The sequence below is a fragment of the Enterococcus sp. FDAARGOS_375 genome (genome assembly GCF_002393265.1).
GTDB lineage: Bacteria > Bacillota > Bacilli > Lactobacillales > Enterococcaceae > Enterococcus_D > Enterococcus_D innesii.
In genome coordinates, this window is the sequence record NZ_CP023515.1 from 450,391 (window position 1) to 467,786 (window position 17,396).

The window sequence follows — 17,396 nt, forward strand, 5'->3', positions numbered from 1 at the left end:
GATAAAGTTCTAAAAAAATGCTATACTTTTTATCCAAAAGAGAAAAAAGGAGCATTTTATGAAATTAAAAGAATTGGTTGAACTGCCGCTTTTTGAAAAAAGTAAAGTCCTGACTGGCTCCATTGGTTTAACAAATTCCGTCGGTTCCGTTATGGTGCTGGAAGCGATGGATATCGAGAAATGGAGCAAAGCCCATCAATTGATTTTGACTTCTTTTTATGCCTTCAAAGACCAATCACCTGAGGAACTGCGTGTTTTTTTTGAAAAAATGCAGCAAATCGGCGTCAGCGGTTTAGTGATCAAAGTGGATCGCTTGATCCCTATGATTCCAGATTGGGTGATCGAGCTTAGCTTTGCTTATCAGATCCCTTTGATCAAAGTGCAGCAAGAAGTCAGCTATGAAGCCATCATGCTAGCGGTTTACGAACCATTGCTGAATCACCAAACCCAGCTGCTGCGTACCTATTACGAAGTTCGCCAGCGCTTCATGAAAGTCGAGCGCAACCACTCTTCTTTCGATCAGATCATGCAGGAGTTCTATCAATTGATCGAAAAGCCTTGTTCGTTGCGCATCCCCCATTTAGATGTGCATGTGTCCGTCGGTCAATCCTTTAAGAATTTCGTGGTGACCAAACAAGAACCCATGAAAACCGTTGAGTTTACCAAGAACCACTACGAATATTTGGAATTATTTTCTCATGAGAACAATCAATATGTGACTGCCATCAAAGTAGAGATCATCAATCCTTACAATGATTTATGTACCTTGATCGTTTATCAGAAAGATTCGCAGATCCCTGAGGCAAAAGTCATGATTATTGAAAATGTGATCGACGTCATCTATGAACGCCTCCAAATGGAGTATTTGTTGAAGAAAGAGCGCTACAATCGCATGAACAATCTTGCCGATGCGATCTTGCAAAACACTCCTAGCAATTTGGCTGAGCTGGATCTTTTGTTAGAAGAAGCGCAACTGGATCGCTACGATTTCTACCAAGGCATTGCCTTTGCTTCCAACAGCTTTAAAGATAAGGAGCGTAAGTCCGTCGTTTTGCACAAGCTACGGGCGTTGAAAACACCCCACGTCTTTTTTGAACACCACAATTATTTGGTGATCCTCTATAATTTCCAATCGATCGCCCATCAGGTGACGAAACAGATGCTGCAGACACATTTTGATGATGCCCTGTTAGCCGATGAACATGGCTGCTTGGTGGTCAGCGAAGTCTTGCGCAAGGAACAGATCAAAGAGATCCTGCCAGAGTGTTTGGATGCGATCCGCTTCAATCGGCAGTTTTATTTGGCGCCGATCATTGCCTATAGCGACTTAGGTATCTTTAGTTCCTTTATCAAGGAGAACCAACTGGAAAAGCTGCAGCAAAGCATTCCCCCGAAGCTGTATCAACTCTCGGAAGAAAATGAAGAGCTGTTCAAAACGCTGTATACCTTTTTTATCACGAATCGCAATTACAAAAATACGGCTGAAACCTTGTTTCTTCATGCCAAAACGATTCGCTACCGGCTAAGCAAAATTGAACAGCTACTAGAGATCGATCTAACAAGTCCGATCCAATTAGTCAATTACGAGATCGGCACCTATTTATTAGAGCTTCAGAAAAGGAGTCAAGCAAAATGAAAAAAGAATGGCATTTGACCACCGGCGCTTCGGTGACCCTTTATCCTGCTTCTGAGAAATACCTGGTTTATTTTCACGGTGGCGGTTTTGTTTATGGAACCCGCCAAGACATTCCCGCATCACTGATCGCACTATTTCAAGAGCAGCAATACAGCGTCCTCACAGTCGATTATTTGCTGGCACCTAATTCCTCGTTAGCGGAGATTTTAGCAATGAACTGGCAGAACTTTCAAGAATTGCAAGCAACTGTGCTTAAAGATCGCCCATTTTGTTTCTGCGGTCGGTCAGCCGGTGGGTATTTGATGCTGGCGCTGACCCAGCAAGTACTGAAGGAACAACAGAGATTACCTGAAAAACTGGTCAACTTTTATGGGTACACCGATCTTTCTTTTATCGAAAACAAACGAGTCTTGCAGCAGCCGCTCTTAAGCAAAGAGCAAGTCCCTCCTTTGGATCAAACCGAGATCGTTTGGGATGATCCGCAGTTTCAGCGCTATTTGCCTTATGTTTATTGGGTCCAACAGCAAGAACTCGCCACGATCTATGGGCTAACAGCTGAGGATCTTTCTGACTATGCCATTGATCCTGAGCTGCTTTCACAATTTCCTCCAATTTTCAGCAGTGCTAGCAGTACCGATGAGGAAGTACCTTTTCGTTACAGCAAAGGCTTGAAGAAAGTGCCTAAAAGTAAATTTGTCCCTGTCTATGATTTGCCCCACGACTTTTTGAAAAACGTCGAGGAGCCGCAAGTCCAAATGGTCTTTCAGCAGCTTGCCCATTGGCTCGAACAATAATTTGTTACAAGTAAAGTGAAAATAATGTTTTTTTATTTTAATGATTGCGCAGAATAATTCTAATTGCCTTCGCTTCCTCCTCATCTCAAAAAACGTGCGGTTTAATGAAACTCTTTTATTAAAAAAAGGCTTGATACAGGCTCAATTCAAGAGAGAATGCTATACTAAAAGGGAGTATGTTATAGGAAAGAAGGATGAGGTTTTATGCATTTTGTCGGGATTTTGTGTTTGATCCTAATCACGACGACCCTCTTCTCGCATCTGGCGAGACGGATGGGCGTTCCTGCTGTCATCGGGCAGTTGCTAGCGGGGGTTTTATTAGGAGGCGCAGGACTCAATTGGGTCCATCCAGATATTCTGGTTCATGATTTTTCAGAGATTGGTGTTATTTTGCTGATGTTTTTAGCGGGACTGGAAAGTGATATTTCTTTATTGAAACGCTATTTTCGTCCAGGAATGCTCGTTGCCCTTTTGGGGATCGTGTTCCCGATGCTCTTCGGGTATGCCACAGGAGTCGGTTTTCAAAGCAGTCCCACAGAAGCGTTCTTTTTCGGGATCGTATTAGCTGCCACCTCAGTCAGTATTTCTGTCGAAGTATTGAAAGAGTTGAATGTGGTGAACACGAAAGAAGGTTCGACGATTCTTGGTGCTTCCGTCGTGGATGATATTTTGGTCGTGTTGGTTTTGAGTCTTAGCCTTTCCTTTTTAGGCGGCGAAAGCAGCCAAGCAACACCACTGCCGGTCACCTTATTGGTAGAACTGATTTATTTTGTGTTGATTTTTCTATTGGTGAAATGGATCGCTCCGTTCTTATTGGCACTTGCAGAAAAGCTATTTGCAAATTCCGCGGTGATCATCATGTCACTGATCATCTGCTTAGGAATGGCGTATCTTGCTGACCTTGTTGGGTTAAGCTCTGTCATTGGTGCCTTCTTCGCAGGGATCGCTGTCAGTCAAACGAAGGTTCGTGAGGAAGTGGAACACAGTGTCGAAGCATTAGGTTATGCCGTCTTCATTCCGGTGTTCTTTGTCAGCGTTGGCTTAGAAGTTGATTTTTCCCGCTTAAATGAGCAATTATTCTTTATTCTTGCCTTTACCGTGGTCGCGATCTTGACCAAACTGGTCGGCGGCTATGTCGGGGCGAAAATCGCGAAATTCTCGAACAACAGTGCTTGGATGGTGGGAGCTGGAATGATTTCCCGAGGTGAAATGGCATTGATCATTTTGCAGATTGGTCAACAAAACCAATTGATTTCGTCCACATTGTATTCCCCTTTGGTGATCGTTGTCTTATTGAGCACCTTGATCTCTCCACTGATCTTAAAATACTTTACGAAAAAGATTTATTAAGCGATGTAGCAACAGCTAGGCGATACCGATTAGTGCAAAAAAACAGTGCGGGTTTTGTAGTGACCGCTCAACGGCCGATTTTTTGATCGAACGTTGGGCGGTCATTTCCTTTCCCGCGCTGTTTTTCTCTATACAGGTATAAAAGCGACAATGCTGCTAGTTACTGGAAACCAATGTTAATTTCCCATGATCGATTTGATACACGTCATCCGCGACAGCATCAATAAACGCTTGATCGTGAGAAGTGAACAAAACCATGCTACGATAGCTGCGAATCAATTGTTCCAAGACGGTGATTGTCGGCAGATCAATAAAGTTCGTCGGTTCATCAAGAATCAAGACATTGGCAGCTTGAGTAAAGATGCGTGCGAGCTCGACCCGTGTCGCTTCTCCGCCGCTTAGCACATTGACTGGCTTCATCACTTCATTCTGGCTAAATCCTAGATTGTGTAAAATACTGCGGACCAGTGGTTCCTGATAGTCTGTTTGAGCCATCAATTCCGTCAAAAGTGGTGTGGTGCTGTTTTTTCGATAGCCCATTTGCTCGTATATCGCAAAGACGATTTTCGGTGATAAATAGATTCCCTCTCCACCTGCGATGATTTCTTTTAGTAAAGTCGACTTCCCCGAACCGTTCGGACCCACGATAGCGATTTTCTTCCCGGCAGCAAACTGGAAACTGCTGCTGTCTATCAAACATTTCGTCCCTCTTTGAATGGTTACTTGCTCCCCACGAATCGGTCGTTTATTATGCAGTTCCACTGCAGGGACTACTGGAAAACGAATCACCTGCTGCTGGGCGACACCCTTCACTTCTTCCAACTGATCCAAGCGGCTTTCCATGGCTTTGACTGTTTTTTGCAATGACTTTTGCACCGTGTCCTTTTGTTTTGATGACGACAAACGGTCTGGTCGGATGTTTTGCTGCCGCTTTTTTTCAGAAATGCGACTGCTCTTGATCACTTGTTCTTTTTTCTTTTGGATTGCTTGAGTCAACTGCTGCTTTTGTTGCTGATACTGTGCCGCCTCCCAGGCAACACGCTGTGTCGCTTGCTCTTTTTGCTGTCGGTAACTGTCATAATTGCCAGAATACTCGATGACTTTGCCTTGATCGACTTCCCAGATTTTCGTTGCCAGCTGATTCAATAGGTACCGATCATGACTGACCACGATCAGGGTGCCATAATAATACTGCAATTCCTCAATCAAGACTTGAATTCCTTGCTGGTCTAAATGGGTCGTTGGCTCATCGAGCAAAAGTCCTAATTGATAGGAAGATAACATTTGTGCCAACCGGTATTTGGTCTCCTCCCCGCCACTTAGTGTCGCCAATTCATTCGTTGGGATCGAAAAACGACCAAACAGCGCCCAGTCAAGAGCCTCCGTCTTTTCAGTCACCTCAGCGATTTGCGGGAAATAGTGAAACGAATTTTCTCTTTGGATCGTTCCTGAATCAGGATCGATCACTCCCGCAATCAATTTCAGCAAGCTGGACTTGCCTTGCCCATTTGCGCCCACGATCCCGATTCGATCTGTTTGATAGGCGCTCAGTTCTTCAATGTTCAGTACTTCTTTGGACCCATAATTTTTGATTAGATTGTTTATTTTTACACTTAATTGTTCCATCAGTCTGTCCTTCCCGTCTAGGAAAACGCAAGAACAAAAAAAGGCCATAGCCTACCGCTATACCCTGATTTTAATAAGAAATTGGAAAAAAGAGGACACTCATCCCTTGAAATCACGATTGCCTAGACTTTTGAAATAGATTTAAATTAGCTATTCAAAAGGTCAATCCACAATTTCATCGATGCTGTCATGTTTTTTCCTCCTCTTTTTGTCGTATTTATCTGTTGAATGACGAGCTGAAAATCAGTCGCTACTGTTTACCGTTTACGGTATTTCAGGAAGCTTCTTTAGTCTATCAACGAATCAATCGTAGCACGTTTTCAAAAAAGAGTAAAGTTTCATCACAAGAATGATTGGTCTTATACGCCATCGGTGATTTTTTCTGCTAATTTGACCGGGGCTTTTTCACCATTGAAGACTGCACGATCCAGTTCTCCTTCATCATGAGCAACGATCAACGCCACCGTGACGTCAGGATCCACATTCAAAAGGGTCCGAAACATCCCAGAAAACCAATCGATCCCTGCCAGTAAGGCGATGCTTTCATTAGGCAGTCCTAACATAGGTAAAACCGTAGCCAGTGTGACTAATCCGCCGCCTGGAACGACGATCGTTCCCAAGCATGCCAACGAGGACAACAAGACCACTTGCAAAAGATCCCCCAAGCTTAATTGGATCTGGTACGCCTGAGCAACGGTTACGATTGCCAGGGCTAAAAATAAGGAGAGCCCATTGCTATTTAAGGTCATGCCCAGAGGCATCACGAGCTTATTGATTCGATCACTGATCCCAAATCGTTCTTTGCCATCTTCGATTTGAAACGGCAATGAAACAGCAGAAGAGGTGGTCGTAAAGGAAATCACCGAGAGGCGCCACATGTTCTTTATCAAACGAAACAAGGAAACTTTGCAATAGAGCGACGTCAAGAGAAACCAAAGAAACAAAAAGAGCAAAGATGCTGCTGCTAACGTCAATAAAAAACTGGCTAACATTCCCAAAACACGAATACCGGTATCTTCTACTAAGGAAGCAACAAGGCCGAAAATCCCAATCGGCGCCAACTTCATGATCATGCTGACCATTTTTATCAAAATATGATTAAAACTGCTGATCATATCTAGAAACAGCTGATTCTTTTTTTCATGCTTGATCAAGCTCAAGGCAAGGCCAAAGAAGAGCGAAAAAATAATCACTTGGATCATATTCTGCTCCACCATGGCTTGAATAATGTTCAGTGGAACAAAGTTTAAGATGACTTCTTCCATGCTGCTGGTACTTAATGCCGTTTCTGTACTTTGCAGCAGGGACTGATCAAGGCCTGCGCCGGGCTTGAGGATCAAGGCGAATAAGAGACCGAAAATAGCGGCGACAAGGGTCGAACCGGTAAACCAGAGGAAGACTTTCCCGCCGATACCACCTAATTCTTTTGGATCAAGTCCCCCCACCGCTTCAATCACCGAGCCCATGACCAACACGACCACAGACATTTGAATCAGTCGCAAGAAGAAGTCCCCGACTAGCTGCATTTGATCACCTAAACCGGGAAAGGAAACGCCCCAAAAAATCCCCAATACCGTTGCAATCATGATTTGGTTGGTCAAACTGATTTTTAAGGATCGTTTTTTCATCTGTTGTTCCTCACTTTTCTACTTGGCTGTTTTCTTAGAGTTTACAGTCAAGAATAAGAATGTACCACCGATCAACAAAATAATTGCGATATAAAAGCCCATTACTTTTGACCCTGTTGCATCCGAGATCGATCCAGTCAACGTTGGTGCGATAACGGAAGACATCATGCCGAAAAAGTTGAAGACCCCTAATGTCGTACCGACCCCAACTTTGGGTGCATTTTCCCCTAGCCAAGAAATGATGATTGGTTCAACTGCTAATTTTCCAAGGAACCCGTACAAGATCAACGCGATCATTAAGAAGGTCGAATTTGTCGCTTGCACCGTTACTAATAACATCAACGCCGCCAATACTTCTAAAATAACGATAAAGGTAACTTTTTTATGCATGTATTTGTCTGCCAAGCGGCTAAAGAACAAGGCCCCGGGAATGGAAGCAAATGCCACCAATGAAGAAGAGAAGCCGATTGCGACTCCTTGGAAGCCTCGTTCTGTTCCTAAGAAGTTTGGTAGCCAAGTAACCGTCATATAGTAGGCATAACACGTCGCAAAATATAACACATAGGTAAAGAGCATCCGCAGGGAGAACAAGGTCGAAAGGGAAACTTTTTCTTTCGGCTGATCCGTTGTTTCTTCTTCAGCTGCTGCTTGACTCTCCAAGAAAGCTACGTCTTCTTTGTTGCTGCGGATCACCAATGCGAAAGCGATCGTCATACAAACGATCAAGAAAGCGGATAAATACATCATTGTTTGCCAAGGCATGTTCATCTGAATAACGATAAAGCTTGATAAGATCATCCCAAACCCTGAACCAACGGCAGAACCACTATTGACGATCGCTGTTGAGAAGCTCTTCTTTTCTTTCGGAATGTTCTGTGAGGTCAAAGAATACGCGGAGCCGTAAAAAGACCCACAGCCGATCCCTGCTAAAAAGCTACCGGTATAGATCATGGTGATTGAAGAGGCTTGTGAAATCAGTAAAGCTGCCAGTGCAAATACCACAAATCCCGGAAGCAGAACTGTTTTCTTCCCAATCTTATCCACTAAAAAGCCGGCAGGGATCTGCATGATCACATAGCCGAAAAAGTAAAAGCTGGCGATCGATCCTAATGCTGTATCAGAAATATTGCCGCCAAGTGACTCATTGATTTGCGGATAGACCGGTGATAACGCAGCACGATAAATCCAGATAGTGACCCAGCCTGAACACATTAAGATAATAATTTGTTTCCAGTAGGCAAGCCCACCACGTTCTTTATTGATTTCCATTTTTTTCCCTCCATCAGTTACACAAGTAAAGTTTGTGAAGCACGCCAACGAAAGCGCTTTAAGATAGTCTTAGTGTACGTTTTTTTGCCGACGATTGCATTTGTCATTTTTCACAAAGCGCTTTCAGTCGTTGTGCATTTGTGCTAAAATTTTAAGTCGTTTTTTGGTAGTAATTTAACGCAGCGATGAGCGCTTTGCCGGCAGAAATTGGTGCTTGCTGGTACAATAGTGCCCCTTCTAACGCGGCTAGGACATGTAAAATATTTTCTTTGCGGCTGCTGTAACCCATATTTCCAATCCGCCAGATTTTTCCTTTTAGATCACCAAATGAACTAGCGATCTCTACACCAAAGGAGTGAAGCATCTCTTCTCGGACAGCTTCGCCATCAACCCCTTCTGGAATAAAGATGGGGGTAACTGTCGGCATTTTGGTTGCTTTTTCGCCATAAATCGAAAGCCCCATCGCCTCCAGTCCAGCGACCAACGCGCCTTCATTCGTCAAATGACGTTGATAGGCTGCATCAAGGCCTTCGTTTAGCAACATCCGTAATCCTTCATGAAGCGCATAGATCATACTCGTCGCTTCTGTGTGATGGTTGATTCGCTCTGTGTTCCAGTAGCGTTGCAGTTGACTCAAATCCAGGTAATTGCTCATAATGTGCCGCTTGTTTCGATCCGTTTTACTCAAGCCTAATTCTTTTTGGTAACGGGCATTAAGGACGGCTTCGACTCGCTCGTTGTAGGTCACTAATGAAAGACCAGACGGCACGCTTAAACACTTCTGTGTACCCGCAATTGCCAAATCGACACACCAATCATCGACTGACAGGGCCACGCCACCATAAGTCGCCACCATGTCAACGACAAAGAAAATATCTTTTGCGCGACAATACTGCCCGATTTCTGCTAACGGCTGCATTTGCCCGTTGGCGGTTTCCCCGTGGACCATCGCCACGATCTTGGGTTGAAATGCGTCGATTTCTTTGATGACCTCTAGGGGTGCAAAAGGAGCCGTCCACTCTTTTTCTACATATTTGACTTGTGCTTGAGCACGTTCACAGATTTCTCCCAGTAAGAAAGCAAAGCGCCCATAGGCTGGGATCAAGACTTTGTCTCCTGGTTCGATCAAAGCGATCAGCGCCGCTTCTAAACCAGCTCGGGAAGTCCCGTCAATGGCAAATGCCTCTTTGTTTTTGGTTCCAAACGGTTGTTTGATCATTTCTTTGACCTCATCCATGATCGCCAAAAAATTCGGATCAAACTGCCCCAAAATACGATTGGTCATTGCTTGTAGAACAGCTGGATGGGCTTCTACAGGCCCAGGTGTCATGATCGTACGTTGTGCGATCGTTAACTCTTTATACATCTTTTTCCCTCATTTCTCTTTTTGATTTCACTGTCCAACGCCTTGTCAACGTTTCCAAGTTTGTTGTACAATAAAGCTAAAAAAGGACATGTTTTTGTTTATTTTGTTCACTTCCAAAAGGAGTTTCTCTATGAAGTTAGTTGCTGAATTGCTTGCTACACCACGCTTTTCCAATTTGCGTTTGTTGACAGATCCCATTACCGCAGAAATTCCCGTCGACAGTATCGAAATCACTGAGACCCCCGATATCGCCCACTATATTCCTGAGCATACCTTTATCTTAAGCACGGCGATGGTTTATAAAGATAATCAAGGAGCGCTTCTAGAACTGATCGATTCTCTCGTAGCCAAAAATGCCGCTGGATTAGGCATCAAGATCGGTCGTTTTTTGGATGTCATCGATCCTGAAGTCATCGCCTACGCCGATAGTTTAGGTTTCCCCATCGTAGAAGTACCTGCCACGATGCCGCTGGGTCGTTTGATGCACCAGCTTTTGAATTTACTATGGAACACCAAAACCGAGCAGCTGAGTTATGCATTAGACATCCAAAAACGGTTCTCTGCTTCCTTGATGAAGGATGTCAGCATCGCTCGCTTTATCGCTGATTTTGGCCAAATGGTCAATACACCGATCATTTTGTTGAATCCTTTCAAACAAGTGATTGCCCACTCCAAGCATTTCACCCGCATGTCAAAACCCGCGGAGTACTACATCCATCAATTAGGACAAACGAAAGGGGTTTTTACTGGTGAAAAAAGCGGGGCGATCCCTATCAAAGATCTTCATGAAAAAACGTCACAAATTTCTTATTATGCCATTGAAACCTCCACTTATTTCCCCCATTATTTAGTCATTTTGAATCCTGAGGCAATTCCTTATCCTGTCTCGGATTTTGCGCTGGAACAAGCAGCATTGGTATTGTCGTTTATGCTCTACAAGAACCAAAAAGTGCAAGAATCTTTTGAAGATTTAAAAAGTGACTTTTTAACACGGATGATCGAATACCAGCAATCTTCCAAACAGGAACAAAAAGATTGGTTAGATCTCGGAAAGACTTACGGGTTAGTCAAAGCCCGCCATTATCGTGTCATCTATGGTGCCTGTGAACCAACCAAAGAAACCAAAGGCAAAGACAAATACCTAAAAGAAGAAAGTGACCTGGTCTATCAGTGGTTTAGTGAACAACTACCTTATCGCATCAAAGATGTTTGTCTCTTTCGCTTAAAGGGCAGCAATCACTTTGCGATTTTCGTGCAGCACAAGTGTGATGCCTTAGAAGACCATTTGATCGAGACCGCCAATGCTTTGACCAGTCGGTTGCCATTTCGAATGGCCTTTGGTGTAGGGAGTGTCTGTGAAAGTATCAATGATTTAGCCAGCTCCTACATCGAAGCAAAGACTGCTTATGAAGAACGAAGAGGCCAACATGATTCGTCCATCGTCTCTTTCTACCATCAACGGGGAATGCGGAGTCTATTTGAAAAAATGAGCCCTGAAGATATCCATTATTTCTGCCGTACGATTCTTAAAGAATTGGCGTTTCCGCAAGAAGATGCCACCATCGAATTGCGCAAAACCTTACGGGCTTACTTGGATTATCAATGTGAGATCACCCGCACCGCCAAAGCCTTGTTCGTTCATCGCAACACGATCAAATACCGCATCGAACAGTGTCAAAAGCTACTAGGAAAAAACGTGCATGATCCTAGCATCAGCCTGGATCTGCGTTTAGCCCTTGAGCTGTCCGAAGAGGGCGACTAATAGGCGAATCAAGCAGTTGGATCGCTGGTTTTACCCAGCGATCCTTGTGCCTGCTTCACCTAACAATGCTAAGTCCGCTTCTTCCAATGAGCAGATGATTGCTGTCTTTCCTTGTTTGGCAAACGCAATCGCCGCTTCCATTTTCGGCCCCATACTACCTTCTGCAAAATGCCCCGCATCAAAATATGCTTGCGCTTCACTTACGGATAAGCCCGTTAATTTTTCTTGTTTCGGTGTTCCATAATTGATATAAACGTTGTTGACGTCGGTCAGCATCATAAATACATCGGCATCCACTTGTTCTGCCATTTTTTTCCCAGTTCGATCTTTATCGATGACTGCTTCGATCCCTTTCAAGCCTTCCGCTTGTTTTACGACTGGAATCCCACCGCCGCCACCAGCAATCACGATGGTATTTTGATTCAATAAATGAACCATTGATTCCACGCCGTGGATCGTCACAGGTTGTGGAGATGGCACGACGCGACGGTACCCACGTCCAGCATCTTCTTCCATCACCCAATGTTTTTCCTCAGCCATCTTTTTTGCTTCTTCTTCTGAGTAGAACAAGCCGATCGGCTTCGTTGGCTTTTCAAACGCGGGATCATCCGCTGCCACTTCCACTTGGGTCAATAAGGTCACGACATTGCTGGTCAGTTCTTCTTGCTCGATTTTATTTTTGATGCTTTGCTCCATTAAATACCCGATAAAGCCTTGTGACTCTGCATTGCAGACATCCAGTGGAAAAGGCGGCACGACTTCTTTGGCTTCTTCATTTTGTCGTAAAATATTGCCGACTTGCGGACCATTGCCGTGCGTCACGACGATTTGATGGTCAAGCTTCTCGATTTTAGCGATCTGTTCCGCACTTAACTGGATATTTGCAAGCTGTGTCTCAACGGTCGCTGATTGATTCGGTTTTAAAATTGCATTGCCCCCTAGAGCGATGACCACTCGTTTTGCCATATGAATTCCTCATTTCTATTGTTTTGAAATTGATCGATACTGCGAGCAAACCCTGCCAAAAAGTCGGCCCCCGAGGTATGACCGATCGCTAGTATCTCTTTGATTACTTGGGAAAAAGCCGCTGAATCGGTACACCTGGTCAAGGATAATGCCGATTGATTGAATGCGCCTGTCAGTGCATGCAGAAGATAATGTTTACTGACGTCAGTCGTTAAATCATTGACTGTCAACAGCCTTCTTTGTAGATAAGCCACCAAGCGGGTATCTTCTTGCCCCATCACTCGGCGAGCCAGTAAATGACCAACTAGCATATCATCGCCTGTGGGGGTCAATCCGACACCCCGTCCGACTAAATAAGCGACTGCTTGCCGTTGTTCCTTAAATGAAGGCGTGCATAGCTGATCGATTGCGTCGTAAAACGGATGATTGCTGCGGATGGTTTCTGAAACAGCTTTTTGAATTCCCGTCTTTTCCGTGACGCTTTGGAGGGTTGACCAAAACAGTTCTCGATCAAATGGGACTGTGCCAGCTGGAAAGGTGGTTGTAAATTTGGCTGCCTTTTGAAAAGACAGACGATGATGCGGAAAATGGATCACCCGTTGCTGAACCAAAAGAGCGGTACCAGCAACTAAGCCTGTCGCCAACGCTGCATAATCGTCGGCAGCTAAAATCATCCCTTTGGGCACGCGAGGCGCTTGTTTGGAGACACAGATCAGCTGATCCTGACGAGGATCTTGTAGATTGAAACTATGCTGAAACACACTGTGAACGATCCAGTTGCCATTGATAAATGCGGGTTCAAATAAAGCTTGTTCGATCCATTTTGCCTGTATCATCGCTAGGTTGCTCCTTTTTCACGTTTTCAGTTCCTGATTTATTCTTCAAATCCTAATTTTTTCGCATAAGCCAAGACAGCTTTTTCAAAGCAATCCATTGGTGGTGTCACTGTCCCGGCACCAATTTGTCCCCGTCCAGCTTGTTTGTTGGCGATCCCTGTATTGATCACCGGTAAGATCCCTGTTTCCACGACTTTACGAGCATCGATCCCTAAACAGATCCCTTTGAAGTCCCATGTAGGAACGGGAAAATTCGGATTGGTATCAATGGAGATCTCTAACATCTCATTGCTGGTTTTCAACGCATCGTGAAATCCGCCGGAACCAACGAAGCGTGTCACAGCTGGGGCAGCAATCATTGCCATTCCCCCGACACCAAAGGTTTCCGTAATGGCACTGTCGCCCATATCTGGAGAGGCATCTTCTTCACTGAATCCTGAGAAATAGAGCCCTTTTGGTGTATTGACAGGACCAGTAAACCACTCGTCCCCCATGCCAGAAATACGGATACCGAATTCATGCCCGTTGCGACACATTGCTGTCACAACCGTTCCTTCTTCAATCGTTCGGGCGCCATCAAGCACCGCTTTTGAAGAAGCCATCATGATATTCAAGAAAAACTGATCCGTGTCTGCTAGAAACTGAATGACTTCTGGTTTTTCTTTTTCAAATCCTTCCAGAGTAACGATCGCTGGTGCTACTTCTTTTAAGAACGCCAACGAAGCAGCGATATTCCGTTGATGGAACTCATCCCCCATGGCGATTGCTTTTGCGACTAAGACATTGATGTTCAAGCCATCGGGTTTTATTTGTAGTGCAGCACTTAAAACTGGTGCTAACGTATTTTTCATCCAATGCAAGCGATCAATGACTTCTTGAGAATAGGCGCCAAAACGTAAAACTGCCCCAATCCCTTCGTTCATCGTACAATACGCTCGGTTGCCATCGGTTTTGTTTTCTACCACGAGCACTGGCATATTGGCAGAGGTGATGCCCCCCATTGGGCCAACCGCTTGCACGTGGTGACAAGGAATCAGTTGAACTTCCCCAGATGCTAATAAATGGCGTACCTCTTCTTCCGTTTCGCCCCAGCCTTCAAAAAGCCCCGCACCAACACAAGCACCTTGAATCGGATCGATCATCTGATCGTAGCGGATCGGTGGTCCTGCATGCAATAGGACTTTTCCTTCACCTAACTCTGGAATGACACTGACTGCTGGAACGACATCCAGCAAAAAAGGCGAACCCGCAACGATTTTGGCAATAACGGCTTGGTTTGCTTCTTCAATAGTTTCGTACACGATAACTTCCTCCTACTCTGATAGTGACACTTGTGCTAAGAAACGTAAGGCTTTTTGTAACGTTACGTTTCCACCAGCAATTGGCTGCCAGTCATATTGAACGACTTGACCGTGATGCGTCTGGATTGCTTCCGCAAAGCTACGCAATCCTACATTGATGAATGCGTCATTCGCCAACAATTCGCGGCTCTTTTCAGATGGCTCTGGCAATGCATCGGCAGTTGTCACTGCTTTTGGCAACAGCTTACGATTAATTGGTGAAAAGGGGTGACCGAGTAATGCTAAAGCTTGTTTGACTGCTTGGGCATTGCTTTGACACAAAATCACGCCAGCTGCTGTTAAAATCTCTGCTTGCTCGTTACTGTCTTGGGGGTCTAAATCAGTTCCGACGATCGTAGCGATCACCGCTAACTCTCGGCCAGCTGCTTGTGCTGCTTCCTTCAACGATTTGATGGTCGGTGCCAATTCACTCGCCATATCTTGATGAGAGCCGTACCCTAAAACGATATCTAACAAAATCACTGCCGTTTCAGGATCTTCTCCCGCTTGTTTCAACAGTTCGATCCGCTTTGTTGGGTCGATCATCGGATGGGGCTTGCCTTGCGTATAGATGTCATCACCTAAATCGATGATCTCATGGCCAGCTGCTTTTAAGATGTACCCTTCCTGATGGGCATCTTCTTGTTCTAGATTTAATCCTGCTTTGACTAGCATCGCCGCTTCGTACGCCAATGTTCCGCCAGAATAGTAAGCTTTGATTTTTTGCTGTTCAGGGCCAAAAGCGGCAGCTGCCGTTTCCTCTTTTACTGGCTCTAATCCAATCTGTTCTTGACGTAGCAGCTGCACGGCTAATTGAGCCGCTTCTTCCAGCGTGTAAGCTCGGTAAAGATTTTCTTCGTGATCCGTTGGCTCTTCCCCCAGAAAAATCGTGACTGCAGGTTTTGTTCCTCTTCTTAATAATGCCAATACTTCATCGCGGACACGTGGTGCAGGTGGTTTGGAGATCACCACGATCACCTCCGTATCAGGATCATGTTCCAAGGCAAGAATGCTGTCTTTCATGGTGATCCCACCGACTTCTTCTTTGAGATCTCGTCCACCGGTTCCGATGGCTTGTGTCACACCGGCACCCAATTTATGAATGATGGTGGTGACTTCTTGGATGCCCGTACCCGAAGCGCCGACAACACCGATTTTCCCTTTACGAACGGCATTCGTGAAGGCTACTGGTATCCCATTGAGAATCCCTGTGCCACAATCTGGTCCCATTAAAAGAAGTCCTTGTTCATGAGCCAGTTTCTTTAGCCGAACTTCCTCTTCCAATGAAACGTTATCACTGAAACAAAAAACATGTTTGCCCGCTGCTAATGCGGTTTCAATTTCTGGTGCTGCCATAGTACCAGGAATCGATAAGACAGCGACCTTCGCATCTTTTCCAAGATCTAAGGCTTTTTCCCAAGTTTTGACGCTTTGAGTTTCTTCCCCTGCGCTATTGCTTTGGTCCGATAAGAAGGCATCGATTTCTGACAGGACTGTTTCGATGATTTCTTCCCCTTCAATGTCTAAAACGAGTACCATATCGTTGGATGTCGCATTGCTCATCTCCTCAGTATAAAGGCCACCCGTCTTGAAGATATCCTTATTGGCAGGTGTACCCATCATGACCGAAGCGTTGTTGATCCCTTCGATCGTCAGTAAACGATTGGTCAAAAGCATTAAAACAATGGAATCTTGGTAATTGTTTTTTTGAATAATAGTGTGTAACATGGGTCTCCTCACTCTCCTGTTCCTGTCTGTGCAAAGGCATCTGACCCAGAATACTGGTCAAAATGAACCGTGTCGCTAATGAGATAGCGATAAATGTTCTTTTCGATAGGAATACCTTCTGCCATATATTTTTCATAAGTTAGTTGATTGATCTCGCCTGGATAATAGACTTGCTGGAACTGTTCAGCAGCCGGTATATCGTGCAGCTCTTCGATCATCGTTTCCACCGATTCTTTAAATGTGTCTAAATCTGTAAAACGTTGCGGATCGATCAGCAAAATAAATTGCCCTAAGTCGCGGCCTTTCGTCAGATCGTTGTACATAGAGGAAACATGCTTGCCAAAAGGCAGCCCAAGAAGCATTCCAGACAAGATATCCACCATCATCATCAACCCAAAGCCTTTTGGTCCTGAGATTGGCAATAACCCATGAACATGATGCGGATTCGTCGTTGGCTTGCCATGGGCATCAACGGCCCATGTTGCAGGAATCTCTTTATTTTTGGAGCGAGCGTCTAATATTTTGCCCCATGCTTGGACCGTCGTTGCCATATCAAAGACTACCGGTGCCCCCTGCTTTCGTGGTGCGGCAAATGCGATTGGATTGGTACCAAAATAATTTTCTTTGCCGCCAAAGGGAACCACCATTGAATCTGATTGGCACATAGATAATGCAATCAAGTCAGCTTCTGCAGCTTTTTTGACATAATAGGATAGCGCCCCACTATGACTCGTTTTCCGTACACCAACTGCCGCGATCCCAGAACGTTTGGCCATCTCAATGGCATGCTTTGTCGCTTCTAATACAACGACCTGCCCTGCGCCATTTTGACCGTGAACGATCCCGCTGCTCGGCCCAGTCTCTTCAAACGTGATCTGTGGAGTGCGATTCATTCCACCTTTAGCGATCCGCTCTGCGTAATAGTCTACCCGTACAGCCCCATGAGAGTGGATCCCGCTGGCATCGGCAAAGACCAAATGCTCTGCAACGATGGCTGCGTGCGCTTCAGACAAACCAGCAGCCGCTAATTTTTTTTGGATCAATTGCTGTAACTCTTGTGACTGTACAATAACCGTCTCTTCCATCTTCTAAACT

The 17,396-nt window shown here is 44.9% G+C and carries 13 protein-coding genes; 4 read left to right on the forward strand and 9 right to left on the reverse strand.

The annotated features are described in order from the left end of the window. Positions 1 to 58 precede the first annotated feature (58 nt). From CO692_RS03105 to CO692_RS03115, 3 genes are all read left to right on the forward strand, one after another. Positions 59 to 1,636: a PucR family transcriptional regulator gene (locus CO692_RS03105; protein WP_077452862.1), complete on the forward strand. Its 1,578-nt coding sequence runs from the start codon at positions 59 to 61 to the stop codon at positions 1,634 to 1,636. Then, positions 1,633 to 2,430, forward strand: a complete 798-nt coding sequence (locus CO692_RS03110; protein WP_096741521.1) for an alpha/beta hydrolase — start codon at positions 1,633 to 1,635, stop codon at positions 2,428 to 2,430. Before CO692_RS03105 ends, CO692_RS03110 begins: the two co-directional genes overlap by 4 nt. Positions 2,431 to 2,634: 204 nt before the next feature. Next, the gene (locus tag CO692_RS03115) at positions 2,635 to 3,780 is read left to right on the forward strand and encodes a cation:proton antiporter (RefSeq protein WP_081117446.1); all 1,146 of its coding nucleotides are present in this window, start codon (positions 2,635 to 2,637) and stop codon (positions 3,778 to 3,780) included. Between the two features lie 156 nt (positions 3,781 to 3,936). Here CO692_RS03115 and abc-f read toward each other — a convergent pair whose 3' ends face one another. The 4 genes from abc-f to CO692_RS03135 all read right to left on the reverse strand — a co-directional run bounded on the left by abc-f (position 3,937) and on the right by CO692_RS03135 (position 9,669). Then, positions 3,937 to 5,406 carry a ribosomal protection-like ABC-F family protein gene (gene abc-f / locus CO692_RS03120; RefSeq protein WP_096741522.1) on the reverse strand — a complete coding sequence of 490 codons (1,470 nt, stop codon included), beginning with the start codon at positions 5,404 to 5,406 and terminating at the stop codon, positions 3,937 to 3,939. Between the two features lie 359 nt (positions 5,407 to 5,765). Further along, positions 5,766 to 7,034: a dicarboxylate/amino acid:cation symporter gene (locus CO692_RS03125; protein ID WP_096741523.1), complete on the reverse strand. Its 1,269-nt coding sequence runs from the start codon at positions 7,032 to 7,034 to the stop codon at positions 5,766 to 5,768. 18 nt (positions 7,035 to 7,052) lie between these two features. Further along, positions 7,053 to 8,303: an MFS transporter gene (locus tag CO692_RS03130; RefSeq protein WP_081117449.1), complete on the reverse strand. Its 1,251-nt coding sequence runs from the start codon at positions 8,301 to 8,303 to the stop codon at positions 7,053 to 7,055. A gap of 151 nt (positions 8,304 to 8,454) precedes the next feature. Next, positions 8,455 to 9,669 (reverse strand): pyridoxal-phosphate-dependent aminotransferase family protein, encoded by a 1,215-nt coding sequence (locus CO692_RS03135; RefSeq protein WP_096741524.1) that lies wholly within the window; start codon positions 9,667 to 9,669, stop codon positions 8,455 to 8,457. A gap of 130 nt (positions 9,670 to 9,799) precedes the next feature. Here CO692_RS03135 and CO692_RS03140 point away from each other — a divergent pair, with 130 nt between their 5' ends. Further along, the gene (locus CO692_RS03140) at positions 9,800 to 11,431 is read left to right on the forward strand and encodes a PucR family transcriptional regulator (RefSeq protein WP_096741525.1); all 1,632 of its coding nucleotides are present in this window, start codon (positions 9,800 to 9,802) and stop codon (positions 11,429 to 11,431) included. A gap of 30 nt (positions 11,432 to 11,461) precedes the next feature. Here CO692_RS03140 and arcC read toward each other — a convergent pair whose 3' ends face one another. Genes arcC through allD form a run of 5 tightly spaced genes read right to left on the reverse strand, consistent with a single transcriptional unit; the run spans position 11,462 to position 17,386 of the window. After that, positions 11,462 to 12,397 (reverse strand): carbamate kinase, encoded by a 936-nt coding sequence (gene arcC / locus CO692_RS03145; RefSeq protein ID WP_096741526.1) that lies wholly within the window; start codon positions 12,395 to 12,397, stop codon positions 11,462 to 11,464. Continuing rightward, entirely contained in the window at positions 12,370 to 13,233 is an 864-nt protein-coding gene (locus CO692_RS03150) for a DUF2877 domain-containing protein (RefSeq protein ID WP_096741527.1), read from the reverse strand. The genes arcC and CO692_RS03150 overlap by 28 nt, the downstream gene beginning before the upstream one ends. 38 nt (positions 13,234 to 13,271) lie before the next feature. Beyond that, on the reverse strand, positions 13,272 to 14,534 hold the full coding sequence (locus CO692_RS03155) for a DUF1116 domain-containing protein (protein WP_096741528.1): 1,263 nt from the start codon (positions 14,532 to 14,534) through the stop codon (positions 13,272 to 13,274). Positions 14,535 to 14,546: 12 nt separating this feature from the next. Further along, complete coding sequence (gene fdrA, locus CO692_RS03160; protein ID WP_096741529.1) at positions 14,547 to 16,301, reverse strand: acyl-CoA synthetase FdrA; 1,755 nt, start codon at positions 16,299 to 16,301, stop codon at positions 14,547 to 14,549. A gap of 8 nt (positions 16,302 to 16,309) precedes the next feature. Further along, complete coding sequence (gene allD / locus CO692_RS03165; protein WP_096741530.1) at positions 16,310 to 17,386, reverse strand: ureidoglycolate dehydrogenase; 1,077 nt, start codon at positions 17,384 to 17,386, stop codon at positions 16,310 to 16,312. Positions 17,387 to 17,396: the final 10 nt, after the last annotated feature.